12 protein-coding genes are annotated in these 17,345 nt (G+C 49.0%); all 12 read left to right on the forward strand.

Translation table 11 applies throughout. The features are described from left to right. Window positions 1–480 precede the first annotated feature (480 nt). The 12 genes from AC3WQT_RS12130 to AC3WQT_RS12185 all read left to right on the forward strand — a co-directional run bounded on the left by AC3WQT_RS12130 (window position 481) and on the right by AC3WQT_RS12185 (window position 17,307). On the forward strand, window positions 481–2,103 hold the full coding sequence (locus AC3WQT_RS12130) for a rhamnogalacturonidase (protein WP_492704188.1): 1,623 nt from the start codon (window positions 481–483) through the stop codon (window positions 2,101–2,103). Window positions 2,104–2,243: 140 nt separating this feature from the next. Further along, window positions 2,244–3,392: a galactonate dehydratase gene (dgoD, locus tag AC3WQT_RS12135; protein ID WP_492704189.1), complete on the forward strand. Its 1,149-nt coding sequence runs from the start codon at window positions 2,244–2,246 to the stop codon at window positions 3,390–3,392. Window positions 3,393–3,394: 2 nt separating this feature from the next. Then, window positions 3,395–4,396, forward strand: a complete 1,002-nt coding sequence (locus tag AC3WQT_RS12140; protein ID WP_492704190.1) for a 2-dehydro-3-deoxygalactonokinase — start codon at window positions 3,395–3,397, stop codon at window positions 4,394–4,396. Window positions 4,397–4,428: 32 nt separating this feature from the next. After that, the gene (locus tag AC3WQT_RS12145; RefSeq protein WP_492704192.1) at window positions 4,429–5,082 is read left to right on the forward strand and encodes a 2-dehydro-3-deoxy-6-phosphogalactonate aldolase; all 654 of its coding nucleotides are present in this window, start codon (window positions 4,429–4,431) and stop codon (window positions 5,080–5,082) included. Window positions 5,083–5,265: 183 nt separating this feature from the next. Next, window positions 5,266–6,291: an SMP-30/gluconolactonase/LRE family protein gene (locus AC3WQT_RS12150; protein ID WP_492704193.1), complete on the forward strand. Its 1,026-nt coding sequence runs from the start codon at window positions 5,266–5,268 to the stop codon at window positions 6,289–6,291. Beyond that, window positions 6,291–7,313, forward strand: a complete 1,023-nt coding sequence (locus AC3WQT_RS12155) for an arabinose ABC transporter substrate-binding protein (protein ID WP_492704568.1) — start codon at window positions 6,291–6,293, stop codon at window positions 7,311–7,313. The genes AC3WQT_RS12150 and AC3WQT_RS12155 overlap by 1 nt, the downstream gene beginning before the upstream one ends. A gap of 13 nt (window positions 7,314–7,326) precedes the next feature. Beyond that, complete coding sequence (gene araG / locus AC3WQT_RS12160; protein WP_492704194.1) at window positions 7,327–8,844, forward strand: L-arabinose ABC transporter ATP-binding protein AraG; 1,518 nt, start codon at window positions 7,327–7,329, stop codon at window positions 8,842–8,844. A gap of 18 nt (window positions 8,845–8,862) precedes the next feature. Continuing rightward, a complete protein-coding gene (gene araH / locus AC3WQT_RS12165) occupies window positions 8,863–9,882 on the forward strand; it encodes an L-arabinose ABC transporter permease AraH (RefSeq protein ID WP_492704195.1) in 1,020 nt (339 codons plus the stop codon). Beyond that, on the forward strand, window positions 9,882–10,682 hold the full coding sequence (locus tag AC3WQT_RS12170) for an SDR family oxidoreductase (RefSeq protein ID WP_492704196.1): 801 nt from the start codon (window positions 9,882–9,884) through the stop codon (window positions 10,680–10,682). The genes araH and AC3WQT_RS12170 overlap by 1 nt, the downstream gene beginning before the upstream one ends. Window positions 10,683–10,705: 23 nt before the next feature. Then, window positions 10,706–11,653 (forward strand): LysR substrate-binding domain-containing protein, encoded by a 948-nt coding sequence (locus tag AC3WQT_RS12175; RefSeq protein ID WP_492704197.1) that lies wholly within the window; start codon window positions 10,706–10,708, stop codon window positions 11,651–11,653. 403 nt (window positions 11,654–12,056) lie between these two features. Further along, the gene (locus AC3WQT_RS12180; RefSeq protein ID WP_492704198.1) at window positions 12,057–15,227 is read left to right on the forward strand and encodes a TonB-dependent receptor; all 3,171 of its coding nucleotides are present in this window, start codon (window positions 12,057–12,059) and stop codon (window positions 15,225–15,227) included. A 154-nt stretch (window positions 15,228–15,381) separates the two neighbouring features. After that, window positions 15,382–17,307 (forward strand): family 43 glycosylhydrolase, encoded by a 1,926-nt coding sequence (locus tag AC3WQT_RS12185; RefSeq protein WP_492704199.1) that lies wholly within the window; start codon window positions 15,382–15,384, stop codon window positions 17,305–17,307. The last annotated feature ends 38 nt before the right edge of the window (window positions 17,308–17,345 follow it).

A 17,345-nucleotide genomic window follows, 5' to 3' on the forward strand; every position in this document is an offset into this window, starting at 1 on the left:
TCCATCTGACGCAGAAGCTTGATTGAATTGGACGAGGTGTGAGATGTCTCTATTTTTATGGCCACATCAATTTTAAAAATGCAGCTTATTATTTTGAGTATCAATTTGGCGGTAAAGCATGTCAACAGCAGGGAGTGATGTAATCACGCTGATGAGCATTAGCAGATTGTTTTCGCTTTTTTCAAGCGATTTTCTAAGTGTTATATGTTATTCATCAGATCAAATCAGGATAATTGATGCTTTTCGTCTGAAATACTCAGGAACTTGCTCACTATTAATCATCAAGTTGAACATTTTGAATGGGTGTTCCCTAGTTTTTTAATGGTAATCTCGATTGATATTTTGCGTGGATGAAAAAGAAAAAATGCCATGACAAATCCATTAAAAAGATTAGTTGGAGACAAGAGATTGAATAAGCAGACATCATCGCGATTGCGACGCGACTTTTTGCGCGTGTTCGGTACAGGAGCCTTAGCTGCCATGCTACCTACGTTTGCTCTGCCAGTGATGGCGCAAGGGAAAACCGTAGGCAATGCCAATCTGGTGGGCAATTTTAATGTCAGGGGTTTCGGTGCCAGCGGCAATGGCAAGAAGCTTGACACTGATGCCATTAATCGCGCGATTAAAGCTGCTGCGGCAGCAGGTGGTGGAACGGTGTACTTCCCGGCTGGTAGATACCTGAGTTTTTCGATTCGCCTGCAAAGCCATGTCACTCTGTATCTGGATGCGGGTGCTACCCTGATTGCTGCAGACCCTGCAAAGCATGGCGGTAGTTACGATGAGGCAGAACCAAACGAATGGGATGCCTATCAGGATTTTGGGCATAGCCATTGGCACAATAGTCTGATCTGGGGCGAAAATCTTGAACACGTCGCTATTCTTGGTAGCGGACTCATCTATGGTGCCGGTTTAACGCATGCCGGGCCTGGCCCGCGCCGTACCGCCAAGCCAGGTGATATGCCACTGAGTCTTGGTAATAGCGATCCGCATGGTGAGCGTGGTAATGGCAAGGCTTATGGTGCTGATATGGTGGGTAAGGGCAATAAAGCGATTGCCCTTAAAAACTGTAAAAACATTATCTTGCGTGACATCAGTATTTTCAATGGCGGTCACTTCGCCTTGCTGGCAACAGCCGCTGACAATATGACGATAGATAATTTAAAAGTCGATACCGACAGGGACGGCTTTGATATAGATTGTTGCCGTAATGTTCATATCTCTAATTGCAGTATCAATTCCCCCAATGATGACGCGATATGCCTGAAAAGTTCATACGCACTGGGCTACAAACGCTTTACCGAAAATATCAGTATCACTAATTGCCAGGTTTCTGGCTTTGATCTGGGCACTTTCCTGGATGGCAGTTTCCAGCGCAAGCAAGAATTTGCGCCAGATAAAGAAGGCGTGGCTGGGCGCATCAAACTAGGTACAGAGTCAAACGGCGGTTTCCGTAATATTGCAATTTCAAATTGTGTGTTTGAGCGCTGCCGTGGGCTGGCTATAGAAAGCGTCGACGGTGCCATTATTGAGGATATCAGCGTCAACAATCTGACCATGCGTGATTTGACCAATCCACCCATATTCATCCGTCTTGGTAGCCGTTTGCGCGCACCTGATGGTGCGGTGACAGGTGCCATGCGGCGCATCAATATAAGCAATATCACAGTGTCGGGCGCCGATTCACGCTATGCCTCCATCATCAGTGGTGTGCCTGGCTATCCTATAGAAGATGTGCGTATCAGTAACATGCATGTCTTGCATCAGGGCGGTGGTGAGCTTGGTAAAGTAGCTGCCAATCCGCCAGAAAATGCCAGTAGTTATCCCGAACCCAGCATGTTTGGCCTCAGCCCTGCGCATGCATTGTTTGCCCGTCATATTAATAACCTTGAGTTACATCATGTGGATATCAAATATGTGCAGCCAGACAGCAGGCCAGCCTTTGTTTTACATGATGTGAGTCGTGCTTATTTTGGACGGGTGAGTTTCCCGCTTCGATCTGGAACACCAGGTTTTAGCCTGCAGGACGTGAAGGATTTTTCTGTGAAAGATTGTAGTGGACTGGCAGATATCCAACGCAAACAGGTAGAGCGAGAGAGCCTGTAGTTGTGTATCAGCGTCGAGCCTGTCTTGCCTGGTCATGTCAGCAGCTATTCCAAATTCATATACTTTGGGCCAGTTAATTCATATTTCTTATCATGAGTGCCCATCTACACTCATGACTTCATTTGCTTAGCCATTGCGTCATGAAAATAACAAAACTGACTACTTACCGTGTTCCTCCAAGGTGGATGTTGTTGAAGATAGAAACCGATGAAGGCATCGTTGGTTGGGGCGAGCCTGTCATAGAAGGGCGGGCCCGCACTGTAGAAACAGCGGTGCAGGAATTTGCCCCCTATCTGATAGGCCAAGACCCGGCCCGCATCAATGACCTTTGGCAAGTCATGTATCGCGGCAGTTTTTATCGTGGTGGTGCCATTCTCATGAGCGCCATGGCAGGAATTGATCAGGCTTTGTGGGATATCAAGGGCAAAGCCCTGGGCGTGCCGGTATATCAATTGCTGGGTGGCCTGGTGCGTGACCGCATGAAGACCTATAGCTGGGTTGGAGGTGATAGGCCTGCTGACGTGATTGCCGATATTCGCCGTTTGCGTGAAGCCGGCTTTGATACCTTCAAGATGAACGGCACAGAAGAATTTGGCATCATCGACAGCGCGGCGGCAGTCGATGCAGCTGTGGGGCGTATTGCTGAAATTCGCGGTGCCTTTGGTAACCAGATCGAATTTGGCATTGATTTTCATGGTCGTGTTGCAGCACCCATGGCCAAGGTCTTGTTGCGCGCTCTGGAGCCATACCGCCCCTTGTTTGTGGAAGAGCCGGTGCTGGCAGAGCAGGCAGAATATTATCCGCGCCTGGCAGAAAGTACCTCAATACCGCTGGCCGCGGGCGAGCGCATGTATTCGCGTTTTGAATTCAAACGGGTGTTCCAGGAGGGGGGCATTGCCATCGTCCAGCCTGATTTGTCTCATGCTGGTGGTATTTCCGAATGCCATAAAATTGCCGCAATGGCAGAAGCCTACGATATTGCCCTGGCACCGCATTGCCCCTTGGGGCCGATTGCGCTTGCAGCCTGTTTGCAACTGGATTTTGTCGCCCATAACGCAGTTTTACAAGAGCAAAGCATGGGTATCCATTACAACAAGGATGCAGAGCTGCTTGATTACGTCATCAATCGCGAAGACTTGCGGATTACCGATGGCTATATTGCCGCCTTGCCGAAGCCTGGTCTGGGCGTGGAAATTGATGAAGAACGCGTAAAAGAAGCCAGCCTGCGTGCCCCTGACTGGCGCAATCCGCTATGGCGCCATCCTGACGGCAGTGTTGCGGAATGGTAGAAATGAATACCACACAAAGCAAGGCAGTTCTGCCTTTGGACGCGAAAGAAAATGTCAGCCTGATCGGTATTGACTGGGGTAGTACAGGCTTGCGGGTTTTCTCGATTGGACAAAATGGTCAGCTTATCGATAGCCGGGAAGCGGCTTCGGGTATTTCTGTCATGCAGGGCAGACAAGCAGCTTATGTGCAGGTACTGCAGGAACTGGCGGGCGACTGGCTGGCAAGTTGGCCTGATGCTCCATTGCTGGCTTGTGGCATGGTCGGCAGCAAGCATGGCTGGCAAGAAGTGCCGTATGTGCAAAGTCCGGCAAATGCACGGGATATTGCTATCAATATCCTATCTATAGATGCAGGAGATTTGCGCTCTGTACCTTCACGCATGGGTATTGTGCCGGGCTTGTTATATCGCGGCGATGCACCTGATGTCATGCGTGGCGAAGAAACCCAGATTGTTGGTGCACTGCAAGGACAGCCAGACTGGGCTGGCCAGTCATGCATAGTCATGCCAGGCACGCATTCGAAATGGGCCAGTATTGTAGATGGAAAAGTGCATGCTTTTGCCACGCACGTGACAGGTGAATTGTTTGCCGTCCTGAAGCAGCATTCAGTCCTTGGCCGCCTGATGCCTTCGGACCATGGTGAAATTGACGATGCCAGCTTCATTGCTGGCCTGGATGCCGCCCGCAAGATGATGGGCCAGGGTTTGAGCCATCAATTGTTCAGTGTGCGCACTCTGGGGTTGATGGGTGATATGGCACCTGGTGGACTGGCTGACTATCTGTCTGGCTTGTTGATCGCCAATGAATTATTGGCCGGTTTGCATTGGCGCTCAGAACGTGGCCTGGCACATGCACCACTGATAGTAATAGGCGATGCCTCTCTTTGCGCACGATACACCTTGGCTTTTTCACGCCTGGGTGTCAAACCAGATGCAGTGCTGGCCAATACTGCACCAGCGGGTTTATGGCATCTGGCAGTTACGGCTGGCATGCTGCAACCCTGAATGTAGACATCCACGCAATCTGGAAGAATTTCATGAAAACCATCCCCGCCACATTCGATCAGGCATTTGCTGATTTGCCCTTGATTGCCATCTTGCGTGGCATACGCCCCGAAGAAGTGGAAACACTATCCACTGATTTGTATGAAGCCGGTTTCCGCATCATAGAAGTCCCGCTGAATTCACCTTCTGCGCTCGAATCGATAGGCATATTGAGCCGTTGCCTGCCAGCAGATGCCTTGGTGGGAGCTGGCACGGTGTTGAGTACGGATGCCGTACGTCAGGTGCGTGACGCTGGTGGGCGCTTGATCGTCATGCCGCACGCTGATGTTCAGGTCATCAAGGAAGCCAAAACCCAGGGCCTGTATTGCGTGCCAGGTGCCAGTTCACTGACGGAGGCATTTGCTGCCATGTACGCAGGTGCAGATGCGGTCAAGCTTTTCCCCGCTGAACTGGTCACGCCACCGATAGTACGCGCCATGCGTGCCGTCTTGCCAGCCAGCTTGCGTCTCTTGCCTGTGGGTGGGATTACTCCGGACAATATGCAGGCTTACCTGAAGGCTGGCGTCAGTGGATTTGGTCTGGGGTCTGCCCTGTATAAGCCAGGGATGGATGCTGCAGCAGTAAGGGTGCAGGCACGCAATTTTGTCAGAACGATCAGGGAAGGCGTGGAGAAAAACCATTCCTGATATTTAAATTGGGAGCTATGCCAAATTCATATACATAATACGAAAATTCATATTTGTTCGGGATAGTTGGAATTGTTATTTTATTGTCTGTATTGAAAAGAATTTGCTGGCGATCAGGATCGCTGGCACGCAAGCATCTATTAGCAATAAACATAATTATTACACAGAATACCTATAGAAGTCATGCCACTTTCTCATATTGCATCATCGAGTGACAAAACGAGCAGTCTGCAACAGGCCGTCGCGCATTCTGCCACTTTGGGTGAGGGCCTGAGCTGGCATGGTGTCACAGAAAGCTGGTGGTGGACCGATATTGAAGCCGCAAGCCTGCAAACCTGGAAGCCTGGTCAAGCTGTGGTCACGTACAGATTGCCAGATCGCCTGGGTTCTTTCGCTCACTGTCGTTCTGGCCGTATTTTGCTTGGTTTGGCAAAGCGCCTGTGTTTTGCCAGTTTGCCAAAAAATACAGGAGCACCTGCTTCATCTGCACAGTTGACGGCGAGTGCAACTGCGGCAGTCCAGTTGGCGGTGCAGTCACTGGTTGCGGTTGATCCGGCAGAAGCTCGCACACGTGTGAATGATGGGCGTACCGACAGGCGTGGTTATTTCGTATTTGGCACCATGAATGAAGCGCCAGAAAAACGTCCTATTGCCAGTTTTTACCAGTTTTCCATGCCTTATGGTTTGCGCCGGCTGGCTTTGCCTGCCGTAGCAATTGCCAACAGTATTTGCTTTAGCCTTGATGGCAAGATCATGTACTTTACCGACACATTAAGTCGTCGCATACAACAATGTGATTATGACGCTGAAACTGCCAGTGTTAGTAATATCCGTTTGTTTGCCGTACCGGAAGGCGATAAAGCCTATCCAGACGGCTCTGTCATTGACAGTAATGGATGCCTGTGGAATGCAGAGTGGGGCGCTGGCAGTGTTGCCCAGTACGCGCCGGATGGGCATTGCCTGCAGAGACTATCCGTGCCGACCAAAAATCCTACCTGCCCTGCATTTGGTGGCGCCAATGGCGACTATCTCATGGTCAGCAGCGCACGCCAGGAAATGAGTGCCGAAGAGTTATTACGTATGCCGGCTGCTGGCAGCTTGTTTGCGATGCAGATGGATGCACCGTTGGCAGTAGCAGATGTCTTGTTTGATGACAGTGATGCTGGCTCTGTATTGCCCTTAGCCCCAAAAACAATAAAGAGACAATGATGATAAAAAACGCAATAAAAAAAGTAAGTGCGCAGATCTTGAGTGTCATCGGCACCACTTTAGCTGTTGGCTGTTTCAGTCTTGCAGCAATATCGGCAGCGCAGGCTGCTGATCCTGTAAAAATAGGTTTTCTGGTGAAACAGGCTGAAGAACCCTGGTTTCAGGATGAATGGCGTTATGCAGAACAGGCTGCCAAGGAAAAAGGGTTTTCCCTGGTGAAAATAGGCGTGGCTAATGGTGAGAAAATGATGGCTGCCATAGATAACCTGGCTGCGCAAAAAGCCCAGGGTTTTGTGATTTGTGCGCCTGATGTCAAACTGGGTATGGCGGTTGAACGTGCCGCCAAAAGAAATAACCTGAAAGTGATGTCGGTCGATGACCAGCTTGTCGATGGTAGTGGCAAGCCAATAGCATCTATTCCGCACATGGGTATTTCGGCCTATGAAATTGGCAAGCAGGTTGGGCAGGGGCTGGTAGAAGAATTGAAATCACGTGGCTGGAATATGGCTGAAGTCGGTGCCATGCGGATGGCATTTGATCAGTTACCTACGGCTCGTGAACGTACTCAGGGGGCATTAGATGCATTAAAGGCTGCGGGTTTCCCGGCAACCAATATTGTGGATGCAGCACAGGCAAAAACGGATACAGAAAGTGCCTTCAATGCTGCCAATATCGCTTTGACCAAACAAACAAAATTCAAGCGTTGGCTGGTTTTTGGAATGAATGATGAAGCTGTTCTTGGCACAGTGCGTGCAGCCGAGGGCAGGGGCTTGCGCAGTGATGCCGTGATAGGCATAGGCATAGGCGGCAGCAAAACCGCATTGAATGAATTTGCCAAACCCAATCCAACTGGATTTTATGGCACCGTACTGATCAGTCCTAAGCGTCATGGTTATGAAACATCAGTGAACATGTATAAATGGATAGCTGAAAACAAGGCTCCTGCGCCACTGACACTGACTACCGGTGTCTTGATGACACGTCGCAATCAGACCGATGTACGTGCAGAATTCGGACTCTAGGATACAGTCGCTCATGTCATCATCTCAGGCTCCATCTCTTCAGTTTGAAGATGTGTGTAAATATTTTCCGGGTGTGAAAGCACTTAATGGCGTCAGCTTTGAAGCCCATGCGGGTACGGTACATGGCTTGCTTGGCGAAAATGGCGCGGGTAAATCGACACTCTTGAAAATACTGGGTGGTCAGTACAAACCGGATGGCGGGCGCTTGTTGTTGAATGGACGCGCTTGTCATTTCTCGTCTGCCGGTGATGCCATCGCAGCGGGCATCGCAGTCATTCATCAGGAGTTGCAATATGTCCCTGAACTGACGGTGGCAGAAAACCTGCTACTGGGACGCTTGCCGCAAAAGCTGGGTTTCGTGAACAGGGTTGAAGCACGGCGCCAGGTAAGCCAGCGTTTGCAACAAATGGGCGTGGATCTCGATCCGGATGCCCGGCTCTGTGATTTGTCGATAGCACAAAGGCAAATGGCAGAAATATGCAAGGCCTTGCTGCAGGACGCACAGGTTATTGCCTTCGATGAACCTACCAGCAGTTTGTCATATCGCGAAAGCGAAATTCTGTTCCGTCTGATACGTGATCTGCGTACAGCAGGTCGCACCATCATCTATATTTCACACAGACTGGAAGAGTTATACGCTCTCTGTGACACCTGCACGATCTTTCGCGATGGTCAAAAAATCGTCACCCATCCGGTAATGGCCGATGTGCCACGGGATGTGCTCATCAACGACATGGTGGGACGTGAACTCAGTGATATTTACGATTACCGGCCACGCCAACTACAGTCTGAAAGGCTGGTGGTAAAGCAGTTGAAAGGCGAGACGCTAAAAGTGGCTCAAAATTTCAGTGTGCGCGGTGGCGAAGTGCTGGGCTTCTTTGGCCTGGTTGGCGCTGGCCGTACCGAGTTGATGCGTCTGTTATATGGTGCTGACAAGAAAGACGCTGGTTGCAGTGTGGTGCTGGATGGTGTCAATGTGCCAGATCATGGGCCGGCTGCCGCGATCGAGGCAGGCATCGTCTTGTGCCCTGAAGACCGCAAGGAACAAGGTATTCTGGCAGATGCATCCGTCGCAGAAAACATCAATATCAGTTGTCGCCGTCATGGCTTGTTGGCAGGTCTTTTTTTAAGACACAAACATGAAGCAGAACTGGCTGATCGCTTTATTCAAAGGTTAAAAATAAAGACACCGAATCGCGAACAAGAAATTCGTTTGCTGTCAGGTGGCAATCAGCAAAAAGTGATTCTTGCCCGATGGCTGGCAGAACCAGGTTTGAAGGTACTGATACTGGACGAACCAACGCGTGGAATAGATGTGGGCGCAAAAAATGAAATCTATCGCATCATTCATGAAGTCGCCGAGCGTGGTTGCTGTGTGATTGTGGTGTCAAGTGAATTGCCTGAAGTATTGGGAATTTGCGACCGCGTCATAGTCATGCGTGAAGGGCAGATCAGTGGCGAACTTGAGCGCAGCCAGGCAAATGAAGCAGCAGTTTTGCAACTGGCGCTGCCTGATTTGCAAGTGGCATAATTTTTACAGGAATTTTTCATGTCTTCCCTTAATCCTGCACAGACAGATGATGAAACAGTAGTTCAGCAAATAAAACCGAGACAGAACAACAGTATGAAGACGACCCAGCACTGGTTGCATGAGCAGAGTATGCCATTGGCATATGCCTTACTTTTTATTGTGTTGTCCTTCACAGTAGAAAATTTTTTCTCAGGTACCAATATTGTCGGGTTGATGCTCTCCGTGGCACAGATAGGCATGGTCGCCTGTACCATGATGATGTGTCTTGCTTCACGTGATTTTGATTTGTCCATAGGATCGACCATTGCCTTCACTGGCGTGCTGGGCGCGATCATCCTTGAACGTACCGGCAGTATCACACTTGCGGTTGGTGGCGGTTTGCTGGCTGGTGCATTGATAGGTGCAGGCAATGGCGTGTTGATTGCCTATTTGCGGGTGAATGCCTTGATCGCTACACTCGCTACCATGTTGATGGTGCGTGGTCTGGCTTTCATTGTTTCAAAAGGCCAGGCAGTGGGTATTTCCAATGAGACGTTCATCAGTTTTGGTGATGGCCGTATTTTGGGATTGCCGTTTCCGGTGCTGGTTGTTGCGGCCTGTTTTTTGATATTTGGTATTCTGCTCAATCACACGGTATTTGGCAGAAACACTTTGGCGATTGGTGGTAATCCAGATGCCGCGCGCCTCGCTGGCATCCAGGTTGAGCGCTTGCGTATCTGGATATTTCTGTTGCAGGGTCTGGTGACTGCATTGGCTGGCCTGATACTCGCATCCCGCATCACCAGTGGCCAACCAAATTCGGCGCAAGGTTTTGAACTTGATGTCATCTCCGCTTGCGTACTGGGTGGCGTATCCCTGCAGGGCGGAAAAGCCAGAATCACCGGGGTACTGGTCGGTGTGCTGATTATGGGTACGGTAGAGAATGTCATGAACTTGCAGGATGTGGACGCTTTCTATCAATACCTGATGCGCGGCTTCATTCTGCTGGCTGCTGTATTGCTGGACCAGTTAAAAAGCCGGTCTGCGCGCAAATCATAATGTCCTCACCAGTCAATAATACTCAGGTGCCCGGGAGATTGCATGGCAAAGTCGCTATCATCACTGGCTCCACCTTGGGCATAGGCGCAGCTATCGCACGCCTTTTTGTGCGGCAAGATGCACGCGTTGTGTTGAATAGTCACAATCATGATGCTGCCGCTGAACGTATCTCGTCTGAGCTTGGGCCTGAGCATAGTCTTTTTGTTCAGGCAGACGTCGCTGATGCCAGTGCCATGCGAACCTTGGTCAATCAGGCGATAGCCAGGTTCGGTAAAGTGGACGTGCTGGTCAACAATGCGGGCATGAATGTATTTTCAGACCCCTTGCAAATGACGGATGAAGAGTGGCAGCGTTGTTTTTCTGTCGACCTGGAAGGTGCCTGGAATACTACCCGCGCCGTCTTGCCGTTCATGCTTGAACAGGGTGCTGGCAGTATCATCAATATCGCTTCTGTACATGGGCATAAAATCATACCGGGATGTTTCCCATATCCAGTTGCCAAACATGCTTTGATAGGCCTGACGCGGTCTTTGGGTATAGAGTATGCAGCGCGCGGAATACGAGTTAATTCCATTTCACCTGGTTTGATACTAACTGAAGCCATACAATCCTGGTTTGCCAGTTGCCCTGATCCAGTAGCAGAACAACAACGACAAGCCTCCTTGTTGCCTTGTCGTCGCATAGGTGAGCCTGAAGAGGTCGCTTATACGGCGGTTTTTCTTGCCAGTGATGAAGCACGTTTCATCAATGCCACCGATATCTTGATTGATGGGGGGCGGTCACAGTTGTATCATGATTGACCTTAGTCTTTACTGCTGAAGCCATGAGCAATTCCAGCCCCGACCGTTTTGTCCGTACCCATCTGAAAACACGTCATCTGGTGTTATTGGTTGAATTGGGACGCCACGGTTCCATTTTTCATGCGGCTGAGGCTGCTCATCTGACTCAGCCTGCGGCATCCAAATTGCTGACAGAATTGGAATATGCTCTGGGTGTACAGTTGTTTGAGCGTCTTCCACGCGGGATATCACCGACCTGGTATGGCGAGATCATGATACGCAGGGCAGGTGCGGCGCTGGCAGAAATGAACGCCGCCCACCAGGAAGTCATGGAGTTGTTGTCAGGTTTAAGTGGCTTTGTCTCGATAGGCTCAGTTATGACTCCATCGACGAATCTTATCCCACAAGCAGTAAGCCTGCTTAAATCACGCCACACGCGCTTGCATGTTGCCATACAAGTTGATACCAGCAAAATACTTATACAGCGTTTGCGTGCAGGTGAGCTGGATATGGTGATAGGGCGCATTCTTGATTCTGAATCTGCCGCGGAATTAAATTTTGAGCCCTTGACCGATGAGCCTCACAGCCTGATTGCACGTAGCAAGCATGCGCTTGCATTGCGTAAAAAATTGACTCTGAATGATCTCGCGAAAGAGGCCTGGATACTTCCCCCGAGTGGCAGCATTCTGCGCGATCGCCTGACCTCACTGTTCTTGTCTCATGGTCTTGATCAACCTATAGAAACGGTAGAGACCCTATCGCTGCCAGTGATTACGAGTTTATTGATGGCCAGTGATATGGTGGCGGCTTTACCGGAAGACCTGATCCGCACCTATCTTGATTCTAATCTGTTGACTGTGCTCCCATTTGATCTGGGATTGCGTATGGATGCGTATGGTATTGTCACCAGAAAGCAACATCGCTTGTCACCAGGTGCACAAGCCATGCTAGATATCTTGCGCGAGTTGGCAGTGCAAGGTGCTGGCAAGTAAGTTACGGGGCATTTCAGCTATTTGTTTCCTGCATTTCTTAATGAGGGAATTTGAATGCCTTATCTGGCCTTATTCTTAAGGACTTGACAAATTCTATCCCATTTTTCGCTTTGTTTTTTTGATGCTTTTTATTTCTATTATTGCATGCTGCATCGCATGAAAATGCGTTGAAAATCTGCAATCAGCTTTAATCATTTTTTCATCTTCTCGTCTGAAATGATCAAATTTCTGCTTAAAAACCAATCACTTTCTTGATTCTTTTTTTTATCAACGTAATTGGAATTAATCATCACTTAAAATCTTTTTCATTGAATGAGCTGGATTTAATGACATACCAAATTTGATAGTCGGAATACAGCTAATAACACAGGCCATAAATGGCCGACAAATGGAGGAGACAATTGTGTTAAACAATCGCAGCAAAAAAGAATTTTTTAATCCTAAGCTCAAAGGCACAGCCTTGGCCGTACTTTCTGTTTTGGCTGCCAATTCAAGCATGGCACAAGAAGCAAAAAAACCGGCAGAAACTAAAGAGCAGGCAGATCATGTTGTCGTTGTTTCCGGTACGCGCAAATCAGTAGCCTCGGCAATTGATAGAAAACTGCGCGCAGATACGGTAGCTGATTCCATTGTTGCTGAAGACATCGGTCAATTCCCGGACAAGAACGTCGGTGAAGCACTGTCGCGGGTTACAGGTGTGCAACTGGAACGTTCGTTTGGTGAAGGTACCAGTGTTTCCATTCGCGGTGTTGAGCCGGACTTGAACAGGATTGAAGTCAATGGTGTTTCAGTGTTGAGTACAACCGGTGGAGCCGGGCGTGGTGCTGATTTGCGTGAATTGCCTGCAGAACTGATTTCTTCGATTGACGTTATCAAAGGTGTGACAGCCAATATGACCGAGGGCGGTATTGGTGGTTCGGTACAGATTACGACACGCAAGCCACTCGATTTCAAAAAAATGACTGTCGTTGGCAGTGTCGCTGGTGAGCAGGCGCCACAGCGCGGTGGTATACAGCCACGCGTCAATCTCTTTATCACTGATAAATTCTTTGATAACCGTCTTGGACTGATGGCGAATGTCATTTACGACAAGGTGTTGACGCGTGGTGATTTTTCGCGGAATACTTCATGGCGTTATTTCCGTGACTGGGACTTTTCGGCGCAAAAAACAGTACCCAGTATTGATCCGGTATTGGCAGGAGTGGGCTCCAAAGCTGATTGCTCCAATTTGAGTAGCCCAGCGAATGCAACACAGACTGCAGCTGTTGCTACAGCTGCTCTGCAGGCAAGCTGCATATCACAGTGGAATGATTATTCGCCACAGATTGCGCGTTACGGTATTTGGGAACGTGATCATGAAAGGACTTCGGCCGAACTGACCGCTCAATATAAATTTACCGACCGCTTGAATGCCTGGGTAAGTTACCAGACCAATATTCAGAATCAAAAACTGAGGGATTACAACTACGGTACAGATTTCAGTGCAGTAACGCGCTTGTCAGGTACAGGTACTTTACCGACCTATGCCGCAACGACTGCTGTACCGACTGGTGGCTCATGTACACCGGTTTCAACAACCACGACGCCAGCCGGGATGATTGTGGAAAATCATATTGTTACTCAGTATGTGCTCGGCAATTGCCTGGTGCCAGGTAGTGCGGCTTCGCCAAATGGCGGGCAAGCAGGCTTCAGTACATCCCTGCGTGATTTTGGCTTGAAGATTGATTCGAAATATACGACAGCGGGTTTTACTTATAAGGGTGAAAGCCTTGATGTAGAAGGCTTGGCATCAACTGCCAAATCTACTTACAGCAGCGATTCAAATAATCTGATATTGACGCAGAATGCTCCAGGTCTGCAGGTGAACCTTGATTCTTCCGGGCTGCCACGTTTCACTTTCCCTTCAGGCTACAACCCTTCGAATCCAAATTCTTATGTTGCTGCTCAGTTGCAGTATCGTCCTTCAGAGACGATCAACAAAGAAGACCAGCTCAAGCTTGACTTTAAATATAAGCTGAAGACTGATTTCTTGTCCCGCATCTGGTTTGGCGTGCAGTCGCAGCAGGCAAAATCCAGTCAATATAATGGCGGTGGTTACCTTGCAAGTGCAGGCAATGACTTGAACAGTACAGCAGACGATGTTTATGTGCAAACAGCAAATATCAACCAGACTTACAGTTACGATCCATTGAATACGACCAATGTGGTGCGTGCGACAGTGGGCCCGACAAATCTTGCTGACGCGAATGCATGGACCAGGTCAGTCAATGGTTCTGCAATGGCTGCGCTGGCGCAATCTGTATTCTCGACTTCGCCTGGTACCTTCTTCAAGGGGTATAGCGGCATCAGCAATGTGCCCACAAACTGGGTTGCTCCTTCATTTGCAAATGTGGGCTCCAACTTTGATCTGACCCACTTTAACCATGATTACCTGTATAACGCCCCTGGTAGTGACGGTAAAATGTATGCACAGATTCCTGCCTATGTTGTCGATGAGAAAGTGAAATCAGTCTATCTGCGAGCAGACTTTGACACTGAATTGTTTGGTAAGGATATCTTCGGTAATATCGGTGTCCGGTATACGCAAACGCGCGATGTCTCTCAGGGTTTGTTCAAGCAACAGATCAATGTCGAGAAAACACCTGGCTCCACAACTTTTAATACAGTCATTCTGTCGAATTCCATTACCAGCATAGACAATACTTATTCGAATGTATTGCCAAGCTTTAACGCCGGTGCATGGTTGATACCAAATCAGTTCCTGGTACGTGTAGGTTGGGGTAAGGTCATGGCCAGGCCAAGGATCCTGGATATCGTCCCGAATGCGACATGTACCAAGAATAGCGGTGCCGCACAATTTGGTGGCGATGGTACAGATGATTGCACAGCTGGTAACCCTGCCTTGAAACCATTCCAGGCAAGCAATACAGATCTGAGTCTGGAATATTATCCAAATGCTGACAGTCAGCTCAGTCTGGCAGTATTTCGCAAGAACATCACTGTTGGTAATAGCGTATCGACTAACGTGAAGAATGTGGATCTGTTCAAAGACGGCACCTTGTGGGACGTCAAGATGCCTATCAATTACCCTGGTGCTGTGACGCGCGGTATAGAACTTGCTGGCAGGACGGCACTCACTTTCTTGCCTGGCTTCCTCAGCGGTTTTGGTGTTGATGCCAACTATACACGCATGAATTTTACCTATGCGCCAGGAACAGAGCGTTTGAATCCTCTGGATAACTCGATTTTGCCATATGCTGGCCTGTCCAAAAATGCCTATAACCTGGGTCTGTGGTATGACAAGGACAAGTTCAATGCACGGCTTGCCTATCACTATCGTGACCGTTATTACACAGGTACCAATGATGTATCTGGTAATCCTAACTTTATCGAGAAAACCGGTTACCTGGATGCGAAATTTCAATATCGTTACAGCCCGTTTATTACTATCTCATTCGAAGGCAAGAACCTGACTGATCAGGCAAATATCACGGATGCAGGTGATCTGTCACGTCCGAATGAGCTGGCATGGTCTGGTCGTCGTTACTTCATCGGTGTCTCGATTAAGAATTAATTCGTAAAAATTTTTGTTAATCGCAGTATTTGACCCAGCCATGCTAGTGCAGATGGCTGGTTTTTTATTGCACGCTATTATTTTTAAGTTATTTCCTATGACTTCACATGTAAAGTACCGGATTGCCATCCTTAGCCTGATATGGATAGTATTAATGTCTGTCGTTAGTTCGCTGTCTGCCCAGCCTGTCTTTAATAATCCATTAGTGAAAAATCGGGCAGATCCGCAGATATTTTTACACACAGATGGCTATTATTACTTTACTGCTACAGCGCCAGAATATGATCGTATCGAGTTGAGACGTGCACGCAGCATCAATGAGCTGGGTACAGCAGATGTCAAAATCATCTGGCGCAAACATGCCAGTGGCACCATGAGTCATCACATCTGGGCACCAGAATTACATTTCATTGATGGAAAATGGTATCTGTACTTTACAGCTGGCAGAGCAGATGCGATCTGGGACATACGCCTGTATGCGCTGGAAAACAGTGCACTCAATCCTGTTGAGGGAGAGTGGGTAGAGCGGGGTCAGATCAAGACGGGTTGGGAATCGTTTTCACTGGACGCGACCACCTTTTCCCATGTAGGCCAACGTTACATGGTGTGGACGCAACGCGATTCTGCGCCCGATAAAAAGAATACCAATATCTATCTGGCGAAGATGGATACACCTTTGTCCATTACCGGGCCGGCCACTTTATTGTCGCGCCCAGACTATGAATGGGAAAAGCGTAAATACGAAGTCAATGAAGCGCCAGCAGTATTGATCAGGAATGGTCACATATTCATCACCTATTCAGCCAGTGCTACCGATGAAAATTACTGTATGGGTTTATTGACAGCGCCAGCAAACGCAAATCTGCTTGATGCAAAGGTGTGGAGCAAATCTGCACAGCCTGTATTCAAGAGCAACGCCGCAAGTAATCAGTATGGACCTGGGCATAACTCCTTCACGACTACTGTGGATGGCAAGACTGATGTACTGGTATATCACGCACGTGATTACCGGGAAATCAAGGGAAATGCACTGAATGACCCGAACCGGCATGTTCGTGCTCAGACATTTAGTTGGAACGCTGACGGAACACCAGATTTTGGCCAGCCTGGTGCGCCCATGATTAATCAGGGCAAACGGGCCGCCAAACCTTTGTTCAGAGATCCCATCATGGATGGCGCTGCAGATCCTGTGCTGGTGCGCAATACAGCATTGGGGAAATGGTGGATGTTTTACACCAACCGACGGGCTAATGTTTCTGATGCACCTGGCGTCGCCTGGGTACACGGGACACGCATAGGCATTGCTGAATCAGATGACGAGGGTGCCAACTGGCATTACATAGGTGAAGCAGACATAGCGTTGCCACCATCCATGGGCGAGCTTGAAGCTACTCATTGGGCGCCGGATATCATCCGGGCTGATGATGGCAGCTATCATATGTTTCTGACCGTGGTGCCCGGCATCTTTAGTGACTGGAAGCACCCTCGCTACATGGTGCATCTGGTCAGCCAGGATTTACGCCACTGGCGTAATGCCAGGGTATTACAACTTGCTTCTGAAAGAGTGATTGATGCCACGGTGCTGCGCTTGCCAGAAGGTGGGTATCGGATGTGGTACAACAATGAAGTGGACAAGAAATCTATTTACTATGCTGACAGCGCTGACCTTGAAAATTGGATAGACAAAGGCAAGGCCGTAGGCGACCAAAGCGGGGAAGGGCCCAAGGTTTTTCGCTGGAAAGAGCAATGGTGGATGATTACTGATGTGTGGCGCGGATTGGCCGCATACCGTTCGGATGACTTACTGAATTGGAAGCGTCAGTCAGGTGGAAACCTGCTGGAGATGCCGGGACATGGCGAAGATGACGGCGTCATCGGCGGACATCCCGACGTTGTCGTGAATGGTGACAGGGCATTTTTATTTTACTTCACTCACCCGGGGAAGCGTGGTGCAGATCAGAAAAAAGACGGTAAGGAACAGAGACGCAGTTCCTTGCAAGTAGTCGAGTTATTGCTGACGGAGCAGGGCTTGCAGGTTGATCGCGATGCGCCTGCCTATATCCGTTTATCAAATGAGTAGTTATTGAATAAATGCAAAATGGGAGCGTGATGACAAGG

The sequence above is a fragment of the Undibacterium sp. FW305-107 genome (genome assembly GCF_058788535.1).